Annotated in this window: 17 protein-coding genes; 8 read left to right on the top strand and 9 right to left on the bottom strand. The window is 64.0% G+C overall.

All coding sequences use genetic code 11. The features are described from left to right. Positions 1–4: 4 nt before the first annotated feature. Positions 5–619, bottom strand: a complete 615-nt coding sequence (gene sigE / locus QRN11_RS13340; RefSeq protein WP_142061599.1) for an RNA polymerase sigma factor SigE — start codon at positions 617–619, stop codon at positions 5–7. A 230-nt stretch (positions 620–849) separates the two neighbouring features. Here sigE and QRN11_RS13335 point away from each other — a divergent pair, with 230 nt between their 5' ends. Beyond that, positions 850–1,482, top strand: coding sequence for an O-methyltransferase (locus tag QRN11_RS13335; RefSeq protein WP_142061596.1), 633 nt, complete (start codon positions 850–852; stop codon positions 1,480–1,482). Between the two features lie 45 nt (positions 1,483–1,527). Here the strand turns inward: QRN11_RS13335 and QRN11_RS13330 are convergent, their stop codons facing one another. The 4 genes from QRN11_RS13330 to QRN11_RS13315 form a co-directional block, all read right to left on the bottom strand. After that, the gene (locus tag QRN11_RS13330) at positions 1,528–1,695 is read right to left on the bottom strand and encodes a DUF3117 domain-containing protein (RefSeq protein ID WP_083435355.1); all 168 of its coding nucleotides are present in this window, start codon (positions 1,693–1,695) and stop codon (positions 1,528–1,530) included. A 234-nt stretch (positions 1,696–1,929) separates the two neighbouring features. Next, positions 1,930–3,177, bottom strand: a complete 1,248-nt coding sequence (locus QRN11_RS13325) for a putative hexosyltransferase (protein ID WP_502935032.1) — start codon at positions 3,175–3,177, stop codon at positions 1,930–1,932. Next, positions 3,174–3,671 carry a DivIVA domain-containing protein gene (locus tag QRN11_RS13320; protein ID WP_285251361.1) on the bottom strand — a complete coding sequence of 166 codons (498 nt, stop codon included), beginning with the start codon at positions 3,669–3,671 and terminating at the stop codon, positions 3,174–3,176. The genes QRN11_RS13325 and QRN11_RS13320 overlap by 4 nt, the downstream gene beginning before the upstream one ends. 31 nt (positions 3,672–3,702) lie before the next feature. After that, positions 3,703–4,485, bottom strand: a complete 783-nt coding sequence (locus QRN11_RS13315; RefSeq protein ID WP_142061588.1) for an LOG family protein — start codon at positions 4,483–4,485, stop codon at positions 3,703–3,705. A gap of 104 nt (positions 4,486–4,589) precedes the next feature. Here QRN11_RS13315 and QRN11_RS13310 point away from each other — a divergent pair, with 104 nt between their 5' ends. The 4 genes from QRN11_RS13310 to QRN11_RS13295 all read left to right on the top strand — a co-directional run bounded on the left by QRN11_RS13310 (position 4,590) and on the right by QRN11_RS13295 (position 7,874). Beyond that, the gene (locus QRN11_RS13310) at positions 4,590–5,345 is read left to right on the top strand and encodes an amino acid ABC transporter ATP-binding protein (RefSeq protein WP_159826779.1); all 756 of its coding nucleotides are present in this window, start codon (positions 4,590–4,592) and stop codon (positions 5,343–5,345) included. 70 nt (positions 5,346–5,415) lie between these two features. Next, positions 5,416–6,303: a glutamate ABC transporter substrate-binding protein gene (locus QRN11_RS13305; protein WP_142061583.1), complete on the top strand. Its 888-nt coding sequence runs from the start codon at positions 5,416–5,418 to the stop codon at positions 6,301–6,303. 84 nt (positions 6,304–6,387) lie between these two features. Then, positions 6,388–7,038 (top strand): amino acid ABC transporter permease, encoded by a 651-nt coding sequence (locus QRN11_RS13300; RefSeq protein ID WP_091415348.1) that lies wholly within the window; start codon positions 6,388–6,390, stop codon positions 7,036–7,038. Beyond that, positions 7,035–7,874, top strand: a complete 840-nt coding sequence (locus QRN11_RS13295) for an amino acid ABC transporter permease (protein WP_285251360.1) — start codon at positions 7,035–7,037, stop codon at positions 7,872–7,874. The genes QRN11_RS13300 and QRN11_RS13295 overlap by 4 nt, the downstream gene beginning before the upstream one ends. A 112-nt stretch (positions 7,875–7,986) precedes the next feature. Here the strand turns inward: QRN11_RS13295 and dapE are convergent, their stop codons facing one another. After that, positions 7,987–9,123, bottom strand: a complete 1,137-nt coding sequence (gene dapE, locus QRN11_RS13290) for a succinyl-diaminopimelate desuccinylase (RefSeq protein ID WP_285251359.1) — start codon at positions 9,121–9,123, stop codon at positions 7,987–7,989. A gap of 50 nt (positions 9,124–9,173) precedes the next feature. On the opposite strand from dapE, the gene dapD reads away from it, so the two are divergent. After that, positions 9,174–10,202 (top strand): 2,3,4,5-tetrahydropyridine-2,6-dicarboxylate N-succinyltransferase, encoded by a 1,029-nt coding sequence (gene dapD / locus QRN11_RS13285; protein ID WP_285251358.1) that lies wholly within the window; start codon positions 9,174–9,176, stop codon positions 10,200–10,202. 7 nt (positions 10,203–10,209) lie between these two features. Beyond that, entirely contained in the window at positions 10,210–11,067 is an 858-nt protein-coding gene (locus QRN11_RS13280) for a transglycosylase SLT domain-containing protein (protein ID WP_091415338.1), read from the top strand. Positions 11,068–11,085: 18 nt separating this feature from the next. Here QRN11_RS13280 and QRN11_RS13275 read toward each other — a convergent pair whose 3' ends face one another. Continuing rightward, positions 11,086–11,697 (bottom strand): hypothetical protein, encoded by a 612-nt coding sequence (locus tag QRN11_RS13275; RefSeq protein WP_091415335.1) that lies wholly within the window; start codon positions 11,695–11,697, stop codon positions 11,086–11,088. Positions 11,698–11,796: 99 nt separating this feature from the next. Next, on the bottom strand, positions 11,797–12,402 hold the full coding sequence (locus QRN11_RS13270; RefSeq protein ID WP_285251357.1) for a TetR/AcrR family transcriptional regulator: 606 nt from the start codon (positions 12,400–12,402) through the stop codon (positions 11,797–11,799). Positions 12,403–12,531: 129 nt separating this feature from the next. Here QRN11_RS13270 and galE point away from each other — a divergent pair, with 129 nt between their 5' ends. After that, entirely contained in the window at positions 12,532–13,545 is a 1,014-nt protein-coding gene (galE, locus tag QRN11_RS13265; RefSeq protein ID WP_285251356.1) for a UDP-glucose 4-epimerase GalE, read from the top strand. 143 nt (positions 13,546–13,688) lie between these two features. On the opposite strand, the gene QRN11_RS13260 is transcribed toward galE, so the two are convergent. Next, positions 13,689–14,975: a citrate synthase gene (locus QRN11_RS13260; protein WP_142061562.1), complete on the bottom strand. Its 1,287-nt coding sequence runs from the start codon at positions 14,973–14,975 to the stop codon at positions 13,689–13,691. Positions 14,976–15,013 lie beyond the last annotated feature (38 nt).

Below are 15,013 nucleotides of genomic sequence, written 5' to 3'. Positions count from 1 at the left end.
CCGTTCAGAGGATGCCGGCAATGCGCGGCAGCGACAGCTTGGGCCGGGACTGCTGCGGACGGGGATCGCGGTGGGCGAGCTTCTCGCGGAGCATGGTCCTGCCGCGGTGGATCCGCGAGCGGACTGTACCGAGCTTGACGCCCAGGGCTTCCGCTACCTCGTCATAGGACAAGCCTTCAAGGTCGCAGAGCACCACGGCGGCACGGAAGTCCGGCGGGAGTTCCTCAAGCGCCGCCTGGACGTCGAGGTCGAGGTTGTTCAGCTCAAAGCTCTGTTCCGGGCCGGGTTCACGCCCGGGGATCCTCGACTCGGCGTCCTCGGCCAGGGCATCGAAGCGGATGCGGGTTTTCCGGCGCGCCTGGTCCAGGAAGAGGTTGGTGGTGATGCGGTGCAGCCAGCCGTCCAGCGTTCCGGGCTTGAAGTTCTCCAGCGAGCGGAAGACGCGGACAAAAACCTCCTGGGTAAGGTCTTCGGCGTCGAACTTGTTTCCGGTCAGGCGGTAGGCCAGCCGGTACACCTTGGCGGAGTGGTTGGTCACCACTTCCTCCCAAGTGGGACGGACCCACTCAGCCTCGGCATGATGTGCTGCAGGGACAGGTGCCACAACTGATGATGACATCGTCCACTCCCCTCGTGGAATGCTAACGCCCGGATACTGTTGACATCTCTGATTCGGCGCCGACCACCCTATGGATGAGCGGATAATAATCATTTCAAACTTCGCTGGGAATTTCCTGACTGCCGGAAAACTTCAGCCGTAGGCGCAACAGCCCGCCTTCCCGGTTGCCGGCACCGGACACAGTAGGCTGTAGAGGATACTCCCCCCTGCCGCCCAGAAAGCGAACATCCATGAGCGCCGACAAGTCCACCAGCTGGTCCTATGCAGAAGATCTGCCCGCTGAGGATGAGGTCATGCTTCGGGCCCGGGAGCGCTCCTTCGAACTCGGCGTGACCCCCATCGGACCCGGCGTCGGAGCCGTCCTCACCGTACTGGCAGCGGCCTCCAAAGCCCAGACCGCCGTCGAAATCGGAACCGGAGCCGGGGTTTCGGGCGTCTGCCTGCTCCGGGGCCTCGGTCCGCAGGCTGTCCTGACCACCATCGATGTTGACGTCGAACACCTCAAGGCCGCCCGCGAAGCCTTTTCCGAGGCAGGCAGCCCCGCCAACCGGACGCGCACCATCTCCGGCCGCGCAGGCGACGTGCTGCCGCGGCTCACGGACAGCGCGTACGACCTCGTTTTCATCGACGCGGACAAACCCGGTCTTCCCGGCTACGTGGAGCAGGCCATCCGGCTCCTGAAGCCTGCCGGGCTGCTGGTCATCAACGACGCCCTGGACAAGGACAAGGTAGCCAACCCTGCCGGCCGCGAAGCAACCACGGTGGTCCTGCGCCAAGTGGGCAAAAGCATCCGCGACGACGACCGGCTGGCGTCAGCCATGCTTCCCACCGGCGACGGCCTGCTGGTAGCAGTCAAAAAATAAGACAGGATCCGCAGCCTTTCGAGGCTGCGGATCCTGTCCGCATGATTATTCGGTGACGCCGACCAGGCATTCCCTAAGGTTGGCCGCTTCGGCAGCATTCAGTTCGACCACCAGGCGCCCGCCGCCTTCGAGCGGGACGCGCATGATCAGGCTGCGGCCCTCCTTGGTGACTTCCATTGGGCCGTCGCCGGTGCGTGGTTTCATAGCCGCCATGAGGAATTCCCCTCCATTTAGTCCCAGGACTGATCAGCCCGGGCGGGCTGTGTCCGCATGTAGATCAAGCTGCCATGACGGAGTGGGTGGACACCGCCAGGGCCGCGCGTATTCTGAAATGCTTTTTGTCCTTGCTTACCTACCATTATCGCGGAATTACCCGCGCGTAGCTAATCGATGGACATTTCCGGCAGGGCGGAATTTGCACCCTGACCTGCAAAGAAGTCGAAAATCCTACGGCGGATAATCGCCTCCGCCCGGCAGTTGGGCCCAGGCCCACAGCCACACGATCCACACAATCTGCAGCAGCACGAACATCACCACAACAGTCCCCCGGTAAGCCTTGGACCGGGACAGCAACGCGGCCCCCAGCGCCAACGGAAAAAGCGGAAGCAGCATCCGGAAAGTACTGGTCTGCGGGTGGAGGAACGTGACCAGGTACCCCATGTAGCAGGCGCACCACAGCCGGAGTTCGACGCCGAGACGGACCACCGTGGGCACGTACAGCATGGCGGCGAAGAGGGCAACAAAAACGAACGGCGCCAGGATGCCCAGCACGGGACCGAAGAGGTCCACTCCGGTATCGAACCAAGGCTTGAAAGGAACCAGGTCGTGGCCCCGCCACACGGTTTCGGTCTTGGTATAGGCCTGGATGTCCCCGGTGGCAGCCCAGGCAGCGGCGGGCCAGGCCAGCGCCGAGGCGCCCGCTACCGCCGTCAGCGTGGTGAGGGCCACGAGGTCCGGCGTTGTATGCCCTGCCGTTTCACTGCGCCGGAGGCGCTGGACAAGGCGGAAGATCAACAGGATGCCCAGCGCCGCAGCGAAAGGAACTCCCACCGGGCGGGAAAGGCACAGCAGTACCACCACCGGAATGGCCCACAAGTACTCCCGCCGGATCACCAGCAGCAGAGCACCGGCGAGCAGCAGCAGCGACAGCGGCTCGCCGTAGGGGACCTGGAGCACGGCTGACACAGGGAACGTGGCGAAGAAGGCCACCCCCCACAATGACGTCCCGTGGGACGCCAGATGCCGGAACAGCATGTAGACCACCAGCGCAGCGCCCAGGCCGGACAGCATCGCGATAACGGTCAGCGAGGCGGCGGGACTCAACCCCGTGAGGCTGCCCAGCCCGCCGGCCAGGGACGGGTACAGCGGATAAAACGCCCAGGTGTTCTCCTGCACGTTGCCTGCGGCGTCCACGGGAAGGGTGGCGGGGTAGCCGCCCTCGATGACCCTGGCGTACCACCGGGCGTCCCAGATGTTGATGAAATTCCAGTAGTCAGGTTTCGGCGCGAACCAGGGGTTGGGTCCCTGATGCAGGGCCGCTGCCATAAAGATTCCGGCGCTGACGAGCCGGGCCATGACATAGATGGCGGTGACCTGCAGCCACCAGGGCCAGCCGCGGACGGCCGCGCGGTAGCGGAGCGCCAATGAGTGGACCGACGCCGAGAGTCCCGTTCGGCGGCCGGTGGCAGTACTCAAGCTTGGCCCTCCCCTGCGGCCGGCTGCCCTGCTGACGGCTGCCCTGCAGCGGGTTCACGTGTGCCGGAAACAGGAGTGCCGGTAACAGGAGTGCCGGACTCAGCTGCTTCCGGGCCTGCTGCTCGCGGCAAGGCCTCCAGCGTCCCGGTCCCCGCGGCAGGGGTCTGTCGGTCTACCTCCGCCAGCCGGGCCTTCAACGTTTCCACTTCATTCCGGCTGGCCGCCAGCTGGTCCCGCAGTTCGTCTAGCACCTGGTCCACCTGGTCCATCCGGTAGCCCCGCAGCCCCAAAGAGAAACGGACGCTGTCCACGTCCTGGGGCGCGGCGTTGGCGGGCAGAAGGACCGGCGGCAGGTTGGCCGGTGGCTCCTCCGGGCCGCCAATCAGCACGGCCGGCAGCTGGCGGCCGCCCTGCTTTCCAGCCCGGCCCCCCACGCTTGTCCAGATGACGGCGCCGATCAGCAGCACGGCAAGGAAGACCAGGAAAAAGCTCACAACCCCATCGTGCCAGACCTGGCGGCCGTGGTTACTCCGGCCGCTGTTCCCCGTTCAGTGAAGGGGTAATTCCCACGCCCAGCACGCGGTTCACTGCTTCAGCCGGATCATCCACCACCTGTATCAGGTCCAGGTCCTTTGCCGAGACCATGCCTTCTGCCACCAGGGTTCCCTTGATCCACTCAATCATGGGACCCCAGAAGTCCACGCCAAGCAGCACGATGGGGAACGAGGTCACCTTGCGCGTCTGCACCAGGACCATGGCTTCAAAGAGTTCGTCCAGGGTGCCAAGGCCGCCGGGCAGGACGATGAATCCCTGGGCATATTTCACGAACATGGTCTTGCGGGCGAAAAAGTACCGGAAGTTGATGCCCAGGTCCACCCACTGGTTCAGCCCCTGCTCGAACGGAAGTTCGATGCCCAGTCCCACGGACACCCCGTTGCCTTCAACGGTGCCGCGGTTGGCCGCTTCCATCGAACCAGGTCCGCCGCCGGTGATAACGGCGACACCGGCTTCGGCCAGCTTCCGGCCCACCTCCACGCCCATCTCGTAATAGTGGCTGCCGGGTTTTGTCCGGGCGGATCCGAAGACGCTCACGGCCGGGCCGAGGTCTGCCAAGGCTCCGAAACCCTCCACGAACTCGCTTTGGATCCTCATGACGCGCCACGGATCGGTATGCACAAACTGCCCGGGCCCCTTGGTATCAAGCAGATGCTGGTCGGACATTTCCACCGCCGCCTGCTTGCGGCGAAGCTCAAGGGGCCCCTTACGGCGCGGCTGGATGTTTTTGGCCGGATCTGCACTGATGCTCATTCCCCTAGGCTAACCTGCCGGTGGGAGGTATCTCTTGAATCACGATCCGCAGGAACCTGGGGTGATTCCCGTCATAAGGTGCCGTTGTTCGCTAGATTCTTCCTATGACTACTCATGTGCCCGGCGATGCCCTCGTCTCCCTGAACGCCGTAAACAAGCATTACGGCCAGCTGCACGTTTTGAAGGACATCAATCTGCAGGTCCGCAAGGGCGAGGTTGTTGTGGTCATCGGGCCTTCGGGCTCCGGTAAGTCCACCTTGTGCCGCGCCATCAACCGTCTTGAAACCATCGAAGGCGGCACCATCAGCATCGACGGAAAGGTCCTCCCCGAGGAAGGCAAGGAACTCGCCCAGCTCCGCGCCGACGTCGGAATGGTCTTCCAGTCGTTCAATCTCTTCGCGCACAAAACCATCCTCGAAAACGTCACGCTCGGCCCCATCAAGGTCAAGGGTGTTGCGAAGGCTGCCGCGGACAAGGACGCCATGGCGCTGCTTGAACGCGTGGGCGTCGGCCACCAGGCTCCGAAGCTGCCCGCGCAGCTGTCCGGTGGCCAGCAGCAGCGCGTCGCCATTGCCCGCGCCCTGGCCATGAAGCCCAAGGTCATGCTGTTCGACGAACCCACCTCGGCGCTGGACCCCGAAATGATCAACGAGGTCCTGGATGTGATGGTCCAGCTCGCCAAGGAGGGCATGACCATGATCGTGGTCACCCACGAAATGGGCTTCGCCCGCAAGGCCGCAGACCGCGTGGTCTTTATGGCCGACGGCCAGATCGTTGAGGACGCCACGCCTGAAGAGTTCTTCACCAATCCCAAGAGCGACCGTGCCAAGGATTTCCTCTCCAAGCTCCTGACGCACTGAAACACCTACGAACAAACACTCCCAGTTCGCACCCAGGCCGTGACCCACGGCCACCAATGAAAGGAATGTCATGAAGGCATTTTTGACCCGGCGGAAGTCATTTGTTGTGGCGGCTACCGCTGCCCTCGCTTTGTCCCTCAGCGCCTGCGGCGGTGGTGACGCCGGATCCTCCAGCAACCCCAGCCCCGTGGCGAAGCCCACATTCGCTGCGGGCACCACCATGGAAAAACTCTCCTCCGCCGGCACCATCAAGATCGGCACCAAGTATGACCAGCCGCTCTTCGGCCAGGTTGGCCTGGACGGCAAGCCTGTGGGCTTCGACGTTGAAATGGGCAAGCTGATCGCCGCCAAGCTGGGCATCCCGGCAGACAAGATCGAGTGGTCCGAAACGGTGTCCGCCAACCGCGAACCGTTTATTGAGCAGGGCAAGGTTGACCTGGTCATCGCCACGTACACCATCAATGACAAGCGCAAGCAGGTTGTCAGCTTCGCCGGACCGTACTACGAGGCCGGCCAGGCACTGATGGTGAACAAGGACAACGACTCCATCAAGAAGCCCGAAGACGTCAAGGGCAAGAAGGTCTGCTCCGTCACCGGTTCCACCCCGGCCGCAACCATCGTGGACAAGTACGGAGCTGAGCTTGTTCCCGCAGCCACCTACTCCGCCTGCCTGGAGCCCCTGCGCAACAAGCAGGTTGAAGCTGTCACCACGGACAACGTGATCCTCGCCGGCTTCGTGGACAAGGAACCGGACGCCTTCAAGCTCGCATCGGACGAAACCTTCACCAAGGAGCCCTACGGCATCGGCCTGAAGAAGGACGATACCGAGTTCCGCAACTGGATCAACGACCAGCTGGAGGCATTCGAGAAGGACGGCTCCTACAAGAAGGCCTGGGAAGCAACCGCAGGTTCAGTCATCAAGACTGCCCCTGAACTGCCCGAAATCAACCGTTACTAAGTAACGCAGTGGTTGCCGGGGCCGCATAAAGGCCCCGGCAACCACGGCCTTCACACCCGTCCACGCCCACAGCCAAAGGATCCAATGGACGTCATTCTTGAAAACCTGCCCTTGTACTGGAACGGTTTTCTCCGCACGCTTTTCCTCTCCGTAGTTTCCGGGGTCATCGCGCTGGTGCTCGGGACCCTGCTCGCGGCAGCCCGGGTTTCCCCCGTGGCAGCGCTCCGCGGCTTCAGCACCGTCTATGTGGAAGTTCTCCGGAACACTCCGCTGACCATCGCTTTCTTCTTCGCAGCCATCGTCCTCCCCCGGCTCGGAGTGAAGTTCGAGCAGTTCGAAATAGCCGCAATTATCGCCCTCAGTACTTACACCGCAGCGTTCATCGCCGAAGCTGTCCGCTCAGGTGTCAACAGCGTCCCTGTGGGCCAGGCCGAGGCCGCCCGGAGTATCGGCATGAACTTCGGGCAGGTCCTGAACCTCATCATCCTTCCGCAGGCTTTGCGGACGGTGATCCCGCCGCTGATCAATATCCTGATCGCCCTGGTGAAGAACTCCTCCGTTGCCGGCGCCTTCTTTGTCCTTGAACTGTTCGGCTACGGCCGGCAACTGGCCAACGCGAACGGTGACGCCGTGATCCCCGTCCTGCTCGGCGTAGCCTTCTTCTATCTGCTCCTCACCGTTCCGCTGGGCATCCTGGCCAGTACGGTGGAACGAAAGGTGGCGATTGCCCGATGAGCTCGGTACTCTACGACGTTCCCGGCCCTAAAGCCCGCCGGATCTCCCTGATTGGTTCAATTGTCGGTTCGCTGCTGATCCTGGGCTTGCTCGCCTGGATCATCATGACCTTCGCCCAACAGGGGATTTTTGAGGGCCGCAGGTGGCAGATCTTCACCCGCGGCGATGTCTGGACGCTGCTGGGCAACGGCCTGGGCGCCACGCTCAGCGCCGCCGCACTGGCCGCCGTGATCGCCTTCCCCCTGGGACTGGCGCTCTGCCTGCTGCGCATCTCGGATGTGGCGTTCATCCGGATTCCCATCCGGGTGGTGCTGGAGTTCCTCCGCGGCATGCCCGTGGTCCTGATGATGCTGTTCGTGCTGCTGGGGTTTGGCACCTCGGCGTTCGTCGCCGTCGTGACCGGCCTGATCCTCTACAACTCGGCAGTGTTCGCGGAGATCATCCGGGCCGGCATCCAGTCGCTGCCGAAGGGGCAGCGCGAAGCGGGGCTGGCCATTGGCCTGACCAGCTTCAAGTCCCGCATGCTGATCGAACTGCCGCAGGCAATACGTCGCATGATGCCTTCGCTGGTGGCGCAGATGGTGGTGCTCCTCAAGGACACGTCCCTGGGCTACATCGTGGCGTACGGCGAGCTCCTGCGTGCCGTACAGGTGATGGCAGACTTCCTGGGAACCCAGTTCCTGTTCCCCATCTTCTTTGTGGCCGCGGCGATCTACATTGCCATCAACATCCTCGTATCCCGGATTGCGGTCATGATTGAGCGCAGGGGTTCGAAGAAGGCAGCCGGCGGTGTGGCCAAGGCCGAGCCCGAAAAGGCCGAAGCTCCCGTTCCCTGACAGGTCAAACAACAATGGCCCGGACCGCGCCCCTGTTGGGGAACGCAGTCCGGGCCACTGCTGTTTAGGGCACCCTGCTGTCTAGGGCAGCGGGGACCACGGCCCGTAAGTGTCAGCCTCCCAGCCAGTCCTCGAGCGCCTGCAGACACTTCCGGATCGCATCCGCATCCACGTGTTCGTTGTCTTTGTGCGCCAGCAGGGCGTCCCCCGGCCCGAAGTTCACCGCCGGGATTCCCAGCTCGCTGAAACGCGCGACGTCGGTCCAGCCGTATTTGGGCTTGGGTTCGGCACCCACGGCGGCGACAAAGGAAGCGGCGGCGGGGTGCTGGAGCCCGGGCCGTGCCCCGGCGGCAGCGTCAGTGCGGACCACGTCAAAACCTTCAAGGAGTTGCCGCACCACTGATTCGGCCTGATCCGGCGTTTTGTCCGGGGCAAACCGGTAGTTGATCTCCACCACGCACCGGTCCGGAATCACATTTCCGGCCGTTCCGCCGTTGATTCTTACGGCATTCAGGCTCTCGCGGTAATCCAGTCCGTCCACGTTCACTGTCAGGGGTTCGTAGGCAGCCAGCCGGGCCAGGATCGGCGCTGCCGCGTGGATGGCGTTGCTGCCCATCCAGGCCCGGGCGGAATGGGCGGACTCCCCCACCGTTGTTGCTTCGAACCTGCTGGTGCCGTTGCAGCCGCCCTCCACGGTGCCGTCAGTGGGTTCGAGCAGGATGGCGAAGTCGCCATCAAGCAGATCGCCGTGGTTCCGGACCAGCCTGCCCAGGCCGCTCTTGACGGCCTCCACTTCCTCGTGGTCGTAGAAAACGAAGGTGACGTCCCGCTTCGGCGCGGTCCCGCCGTCGAACATCCTGGCAGCCAGCGCGAGCTGTACGGCCACGCCGCCCTTCATGTCGGTGGCGCCGCGCCCGTACAGGACACCAACGCCGGGGACCCCGGACTCCCAGCTGGACGGAACCGTCCCCAGGGACCCCTCGGCCAGGGGCAACGGAACGGTGTCCAGGTGTCCTGCCAGGATGACGCGTTCGGCGTTGCCCAGCTCGGTCCGGGCAATGATGGCATCCCCGTCCCGCACAATGTGCAGTTGCGGGATGGCGCGCAGGGCGGCTTCGACCGCGTCAGCCAGTTCCGTTTCATTGCCGGACACACTGTTGATGTCCATGATCGCGGCCGTCAGGAGCGCAACGTCCTGGCGGAGGTCGAGGGGAAGGATGGAAGATTCCGGAGCGGTTTCGGCAGTCACGAAGCCAGTCTAGTTCGGAGCAGGTCCCCGCCCGTCGATAGACTGGGGCAATGACTGAGACTGCTTCCTCCGCCGTGCCCGAAACCCAGACTGCCCCCACTGAAGAACGCTCCGCCTATGGCTTCGGCGTGGCCACCATTGCCGTTGCCAATGGTGATGCCACCGTCCTGGACGTCTGGTTCCCCGCACCCTCGCTGGGCGTCGCTGCCGAACACCTGCGGGCAGTGGAAAACGCGGACGAGGCACTCACCCGGATCGCCGACGCCGGTACGGACGAGGACCGCGGCACCGAGCAGAAGGTGGTCTTCGTCCAGATCAACCTCGATGAGGCCCCGGCCGATACCGCTGACGCCTACCTGCGCCTGCACCTGCTCTCGCACCGGCTGGTCCGCCCGAACACCATCAACCTGGATGGCATCTTCGGCAAGCTGCCCAACGTTGTCTGGACCAACTTCGGTCCCGCCGCTGTGGACGGCTTCGAACTGACCCGGGCGCGGCTGCGCCGCCGGGGCGCCGTGACCGTTTACGGCATCGACAAATTCCCGCGCATGGTGGACTACGTTGTGCCCACCGGCGTCAGGATTGCCGACGCCGACCGCGTCCGCCTGGGTGCGCACCTGGCCGAGGGCACCACGGTGATGCATGAAGGCTTCGTCAACTTCAACGCCGGCACCCTGGGCACCTCCATGGTTGAGGGCCGGATTTCCGCAGGCGTGGTCACCGGTGACGGCAGCGACGTCGGCGGCGGCGCGTCCATCATGGGCACCCTGTCCGGTGGGGGCAAGGAAAAGATCACCATCGGCGAGCGGGTCCTGCTCGGGGCCAACTCCGGCGTGGGCATCAGCATCGGTGATGATTCGGTGGTGGAAGCCGGCCTCTACGTGACGGCGGGGACCCGAGTGCGCGTGCCCGGCCCCAAGGACGAAGTGGGCGAGGACACCACCAAGATCGTCAAGGCTGCCGAACTCTCCGGTGTCCCCAACCTGCTCTTCCGCCGCAACTCCACCACGGGCGCCGTGGAGGTACTCCCCCGTGCCGGCCAGACCGTGGAACTGAACGACGCCCTGCACGCCAACTGATCCCTTCATGGCACGAAGACGCGGCCTGCGCCGCCTGCTGGTGCTGCTGCTTGCCCTCGCACTCGTGGCCGGCGGCGTCTATGCAGCGGTGTTTTTTGTGCAGCGCTCCGAGACCCTCGTTTCGGAGCGCTGTACCGCCGTCGTCAACGGCAAGACGGCGGAACTGGCTCCGGACCAGGCTGTCAACGCTTCCCTGATCACCGCTGTTGCAGTCCAGCGCGGCCTCCCGCCCCGGGCGGCCACCATAGCCTTGGCTACCGCCATGCAGGAGTCCAAGCTCCGCAACATCGAACACGGCGATCAGGCGGGCCCGGATTCCCGGGGGCTGTTCCAGCAGCGGCCTTCCCAGGGCTGGGGAAGCGAAGAGCAGATCATGGATCCCATTTACGCGACGAACGCCTTTTACGACGCACTGGTAAAGATCCCCGGCTACGAGTCGATGGAGATCACCGAAGCTGCGCAACGGGTGCAGCGATCTGCATTTCCCACCGCCTACGCCCAGCACGAGCAGATGGGGCGCTTTTTTGCCTCCGGGCTGTCCGGCCAGACCCCCGAAGCGATTCGATGCACCCTCCGTTCGGCAGGTGCCGCGGGAGATCCGCAGGCCGTTTCTGACCAGCTTTCCCAGGCTTACGGACTCTCTGCTTCCGCGGTTGACGGCCAAACCCTGGTGGTGGAGGCTGACGGCAGCCAGGCTTGGTCCGTGGCGCAATGGGCCGTAGCCAATGCCAAGACCCTCGAGGTCACACAGGTGGAAGTTGCCGGGCGGACCTGGGAGCGCGACGAGCGGGACGGCTGGCGGGAGTCGGCGGTCCCGGACGGCGAGGTGCGGATTACAGTCTCGCCGGCAGGCACGGGGGCCTGAGGCCCGTCCGGCCTTTTGCTAGACGAGGATTTCCACCACAGGCTGGACGTAGCTGCGGAACAGCTCCGGCTGGCCCATCAACTGGTGGCTCATAATGATTTTGTCCGGCTCCAGGTACCAGGCCCGCTGTTCGTTCAACGGCAGTTCAATGATGGTCAGCTTGAAGTCGCGGGCGTTGCGGCCCACTTCCATCAGCCGGTCATCCACCATGTCCTCCAGCAACTGGTCTGCACCGTTGGCGGCCCTTTCAGCTTCAAGCTCGGCATACTCGCTCCGGCGTTCCCGCGCCCAGGTCAGGGCCGAGCCGAAATGCGCCTGGAGTACCCGCTGCAGGGCGGGCGAATTGCCGAAAGCCTCGAACTCTGGCGGGGAAAGTTCCGGCGACGTCTGCGGATGCGCCTTCAGCAACTGTTCCCACCACGCCTCCCATTCCGTCTTGAGCCCGTTGAAGCCCCCGACGTCGGCAGTCAGGTGGGAATGGTCGGCATGACGGATCTTGGGAGCTGCATGGGAAAGCGCCGGGTGGCCCGCGCCGTCGAGTCCGGCGGCATCGCGGATATACAGGGCGATCATCATCGGTCCGGACGTGTCGGTGGTGATCTGCCACCCGGAACCGGTCTTTTGCTGCATCCGAGGTCCTTCCCTGGCGCGCTCCTGCCGGGTCTGGTGATCCGGTGTTGCGCCCCCGGCTATCAGTCTATTCCCCTGAGTTGCCGAGGTTAACGAAATTCACGGCGCCAACCCGTCAAGGTGCCGCTCCAGGACATCGGTGCACATGTGGGCAGTCATCCAGCCGGGCTGCAGGAGGGCATGCATGCAGAGGCCATCCAGCGTGGCAAGGAGTCTTTCCGCCTCCACCACCAATACTTCCTGGGATTCCCCGGGCAGCAACGCAGTGATCACGCGGCCCATCACGGCGGCCACCTCGCGGTGGCTCCGGTCCGCCTCCGCGGCAAGAAAAGGCTTGATCCTGGCGGCGTTGCGGAATGCTATCCACACGCACGCCTCCACTGCCCGTTGTTCATCCAATGGCAGGAGTTCGCCCAGCAGTGTTAAAACAGCGGCGCGTCCTTCGGCGCTTGCCCGCGGGTGGTCCTGCAGCCCGGGCAATGCGGCCTCCAGCCTGGCCACAATGCTGTCAATCACGGTCGCGAAGGAGAAGGCCAGCAGTTCATCGCTACCGGCAAAGTAGTGCCGAACGGAGCCGACCGCGAGCCCGGCCTCGTCTGCCACTTCCCGCAGGGAAGCCCTTTCCAGTCCGTCGACGGCGATGATCCGCCAAACTGCTTCCACCACTTCCTGGCGCCGGGCTCCGGCATGAACGATTTTAGGCACTCCTCCTATTTAGCACACTTGTGCCTCGTCACAGGCCTGTCAGCCGGTTGGCCCGTAAAGCACCGTCATCCTGCCTGGAAATTGGCCCCGACCGGCGCGACCGGCACCACTTGGGATAGCGTTGAGAGCATGAAAATTCTGGTTACAGGGGGCACCGGGTACATCGGTTCCCACACTGTTTTGTCATTGCAGGAAGCCGGCCACGACGTGCTGGTCGTCGACAACCTGGTCAACTCCAGCGAGGAGTCCCTCCGCCGGGTTGCCGAGATCACCGGCAAAACAGCACAGTTCCACCACGTGGACCTCGTGGACGAGGCCGCCGTCGAGAAGGTTTTCGCTGAGAACGACGTCGATGCCGTGATCCACTTCGCCGGGCTCAAGGCAGTCGGCGAATCGGTCCGCGAACCCCTGAACTACTACTACAACAACCTCGTCGGAACCCTGAACCTGATCCGGACCATGGACCGGCACAACGTCCGCTCCATCGTCTTCAGCTCCTCCGCCACCGTCTACGGCGAACACAATCCCATCCCGTACGTCGAGAAAATGGAAATCGGCGCCAACAACCCTTACGGCCGCACCAAGGAACAGATCGAGGACATCCTCTCCGACCTCGGGGCTGCCGACACCCGCTGGCACATCGCCCTGCTGCGCTACTTCAACCCCGTCGGGGCCCACCCCTCGGGCCGGATTGGCGAAGACCCCCAGGGCATCCCCAACAACCTGGTCCCCTTCATCGCCCAGGTCGCGGTGGGCAGGCGCGAGAAACTCATGGTCTTCGGCGGCGACTACGACACCCCGGACGGGACCTGCCTGCGCGACTACATCCACGTGGTGGACCTCGCCGAGGGCCACCTCGCCGCCCTGAACCACATCACCGACCGCACCGGGGTATTCCGCTGGAACCTCGGCTCGGGCACCGGCTCCTCGGTCCTTGAGGTCCTGCGCTCCTTTGAAAAAGCCGTCGGCAAGCCCATCCCCTACGAGATCACTGGCCGCCGCGCCGGCGACCTGCCCGCCTTCTGGGCCGACGCCACCTCAGCCCTCGCCGACCTCAGCTGGTCCACCACCAAAACCATCGACCAGATGTGCGAGGACCACTGGCGCTGGCAAAAAAACAACCCCCAGGGATACAACTCCTAGCAGCAACGCGGGGTCACTACTTGCCCTTCGGGGACCCCATATTGGGCCGTTAGTGACCCCGTGTTGCTTTGCTGGTGATTAACGACGAACGGCCGCCCACCTCGATGAGGTGGGCGGCCGCCGTCGTACTGGAGTCCGCGGGACTAGCGGGCGGGGTAGTCCCGCTCGGGCTCGCCGATGTAGAGCTGGCGCGGGCGGCCGATCTTGGTGTTCGGGTCGCTGATCATTTCGCGCCACTGGGCAATCCAGCCCGGGAGGCGGCCGATGGCGAAGAGCACGGTGAACATCTTCTCGGGGAAGCCCATGGCTTTGTAGATGAGGCCGGTGTAGAAGTCCACGTTCGGGTAGAGCTTGCGCTGGATGAAGTAATCGTCGTTCAACGCCTTCTCTTCCAGGCGCAGGGCGATGTCCAGCAGTTCGTCGTTGCCGCCGAGCTTGCTCAGGATCTCGTGAGCGGTGGCCTTGACGATCTTGGCGCGGGGATCGTAGTTCTTGTAGACGCGGTGCCCGAAGCCCATGAGGCGGACGCCGTCTTCCTTGTTCTTGACCTTCTCCATGTAGTCCTCGGGCTTGGTGCCCTCGGCCTGGATCTGGCGGAGCATCTTCAGCACGGCCTCGTTGGCGCCGCCGTGGGCCGGGCCGAAGAGGGCGTTGATGCCTGCGGAGACGGATGCGAACAGGTTGGCGTTGGAGGAACCCACCAGGCGGACCGTGGAGGTGGAGCAGTTCTGCTCGTGGTCCGCGTGCAGGATCAGGAGCAGGTCCAGTGCCTTGGCCACGATCGGGTCCACCTCGTACTGCTCTGCCGGAAGCCCGAAGCTGAGGCGCAGGAAGTTCTCCACGAGGTTGTGCGAGTTGTCCGGGTACAGCATGGGCTGGCCGATGGACTTCTTGTGGGCGTAGGCCGCGATGACCGGAAGCTTGGCCATGAGGCGGATGGTGGAAACTTCCACCTGCTCGGCGTTGAACGGGTCCAGGGAGTCCTGGTAGAACGTGGACAGCGCGGAAACGGCCGAGGACAGGACGGGCATGGGGTGCGCGTCCCGCGGGAAGCCGCCGAAGAAGCCCTTGAGCTCCTCATGCAGCAGCGTGTGCCGGCGGATCTTCTGGTCGAATTCGTCCAGCTCCGTGGGAGTGGGCAGGTTGCCGTAGATCAGCAGGTAGGACACCTCAAGGAAGCTGGAGTGCTGTGCCAGCTGTTCGATGGGGTATCCGCGGTAGCGCAGGATGCCAGCATCGCCGTCGATGTAGGTGATAGCCGAAGTTGTGGCTGCTGTGTTCATGAAGCCGGGGTCAAAGGTGACTGCGCCCGTCTGCTTCAGCAGTTTGGAAACGTCGTAGCCTTCGTTTCCTTCAACAACCTGGATGCGCGGCAGCTTGAGCTCGCCTCCTGCGTGGAGCAGGGTCGCAGCATTGTTGGTCTCAGTCATGGAGTCCCCTTCATGAGGCGTCTGGGCCTCTGTCGAAA

The organism is Pseudarthrobacter sp. fls2-241-R2A-168 (genome assembly GCF_030209335.1).
In the GTDB taxonomy this organism is placed as follows: Bacteria; Actinomycetota; Actinomycetes; order Actinomycetales; family Micrococcaceae; genus Arthrobacter.
This window is presented reverse-complemented; position numbering and strand designations above follow the sequence as displayed.

What these genes read in the sequence shown, in the direction of transcription:
- galE (WP_285251356.1), top strand. Translation starts at nt 12,532, where the DNA reads ATGAAAATTCTGGTTACAGGGGGCACCGGGTACATCGGTTCCCACACT.
- QRN11_RS13305 (WP_142061583.1), top strand. Translation starts at nt 5,416, where the DNA reads ATGAAGGCATTTTTGACCCGGCGGAAGTCATTTGTTGTGGCGGCTACC.
- dapD (WP_285251358.1), top strand. Translation starts at nt 9,174, where the DNA reads ATGACTGAGACTGCTTCCTCCGCCGTGCCCGAAACCCAGACTGCCCCC.
- QRN11_RS13335 (WP_142061596.1), top strand. Translation starts at nt 850, where the DNA reads ATGAGCGCCGACAAGTCCACCAGCTGGTCCTATGCAGAAGATCTGCCC.
- QRN11_RS13280 (WP_091415338.1), top strand. Translation starts at nt 10,210, where the DNA reads ATGGCACGAAGACGCGGCCTGCGCCGCCTGCTGGTGCTGCTGCTTGCC.
- QRN11_RS13315 (WP_142061588.1), bottom strand. Translation starts at nt 4,485, where the DNA reads ATGAGCATCAGTGCAGATCCGGCCAAAAACATCCAGCCGCGCCGTAAG.
- QRN11_RS13310 (WP_159826779.1), top strand. Translation starts at nt 4,590, where the DNA reads ATGACTACTCATGTGCCCGGCGATGCCCTCGTCTCCCTGAACGCCGTA.
- QRN11_RS13275 (WP_091415335.1), bottom strand. Translation starts at nt 11,697, where the DNA reads ATGCAGCAAAAGACCGGTTCCGGGTGGCAGATCACCACCGACACGTCC.
- sigE (WP_142061599.1), bottom strand. Translation starts at nt 619, where the DNA reads ATGTCATCATCAGTTGTGGCACCTGTCCCTGCAGCACATCATGCCGAG.
- QRN11_RS13260 (WP_142061562.1), bottom strand. Translation starts at nt 14,975, where the DNA reads ATGACTGAGACCAACAATGCTGCGACCCTGCTCCACGCAGGAGGCGAG.
- QRN11_RS13300 (WP_091415348.1), top strand. Translation starts at nt 6,388, where the DNA reads ATGGACGTCATTCTTGAAAACCTGCCCTTGTACTGGAACGGTTTTCTC.
- QRN11_RS13295 (WP_285251360.1), top strand. Translation starts at nt 7,035, where the DNA reads ATGAGCTCGGTACTCTACGACGTTCCCGGCCCTAAAGCCCGCCGGATC.
- QRN11_RS13330 (WP_083435355.1), bottom strand. Translation starts at nt 1,695, where the DNA reads ATGGCGGCTATGAAACCACGCACCGGCGACGGCCCAATGGAAGTCACC.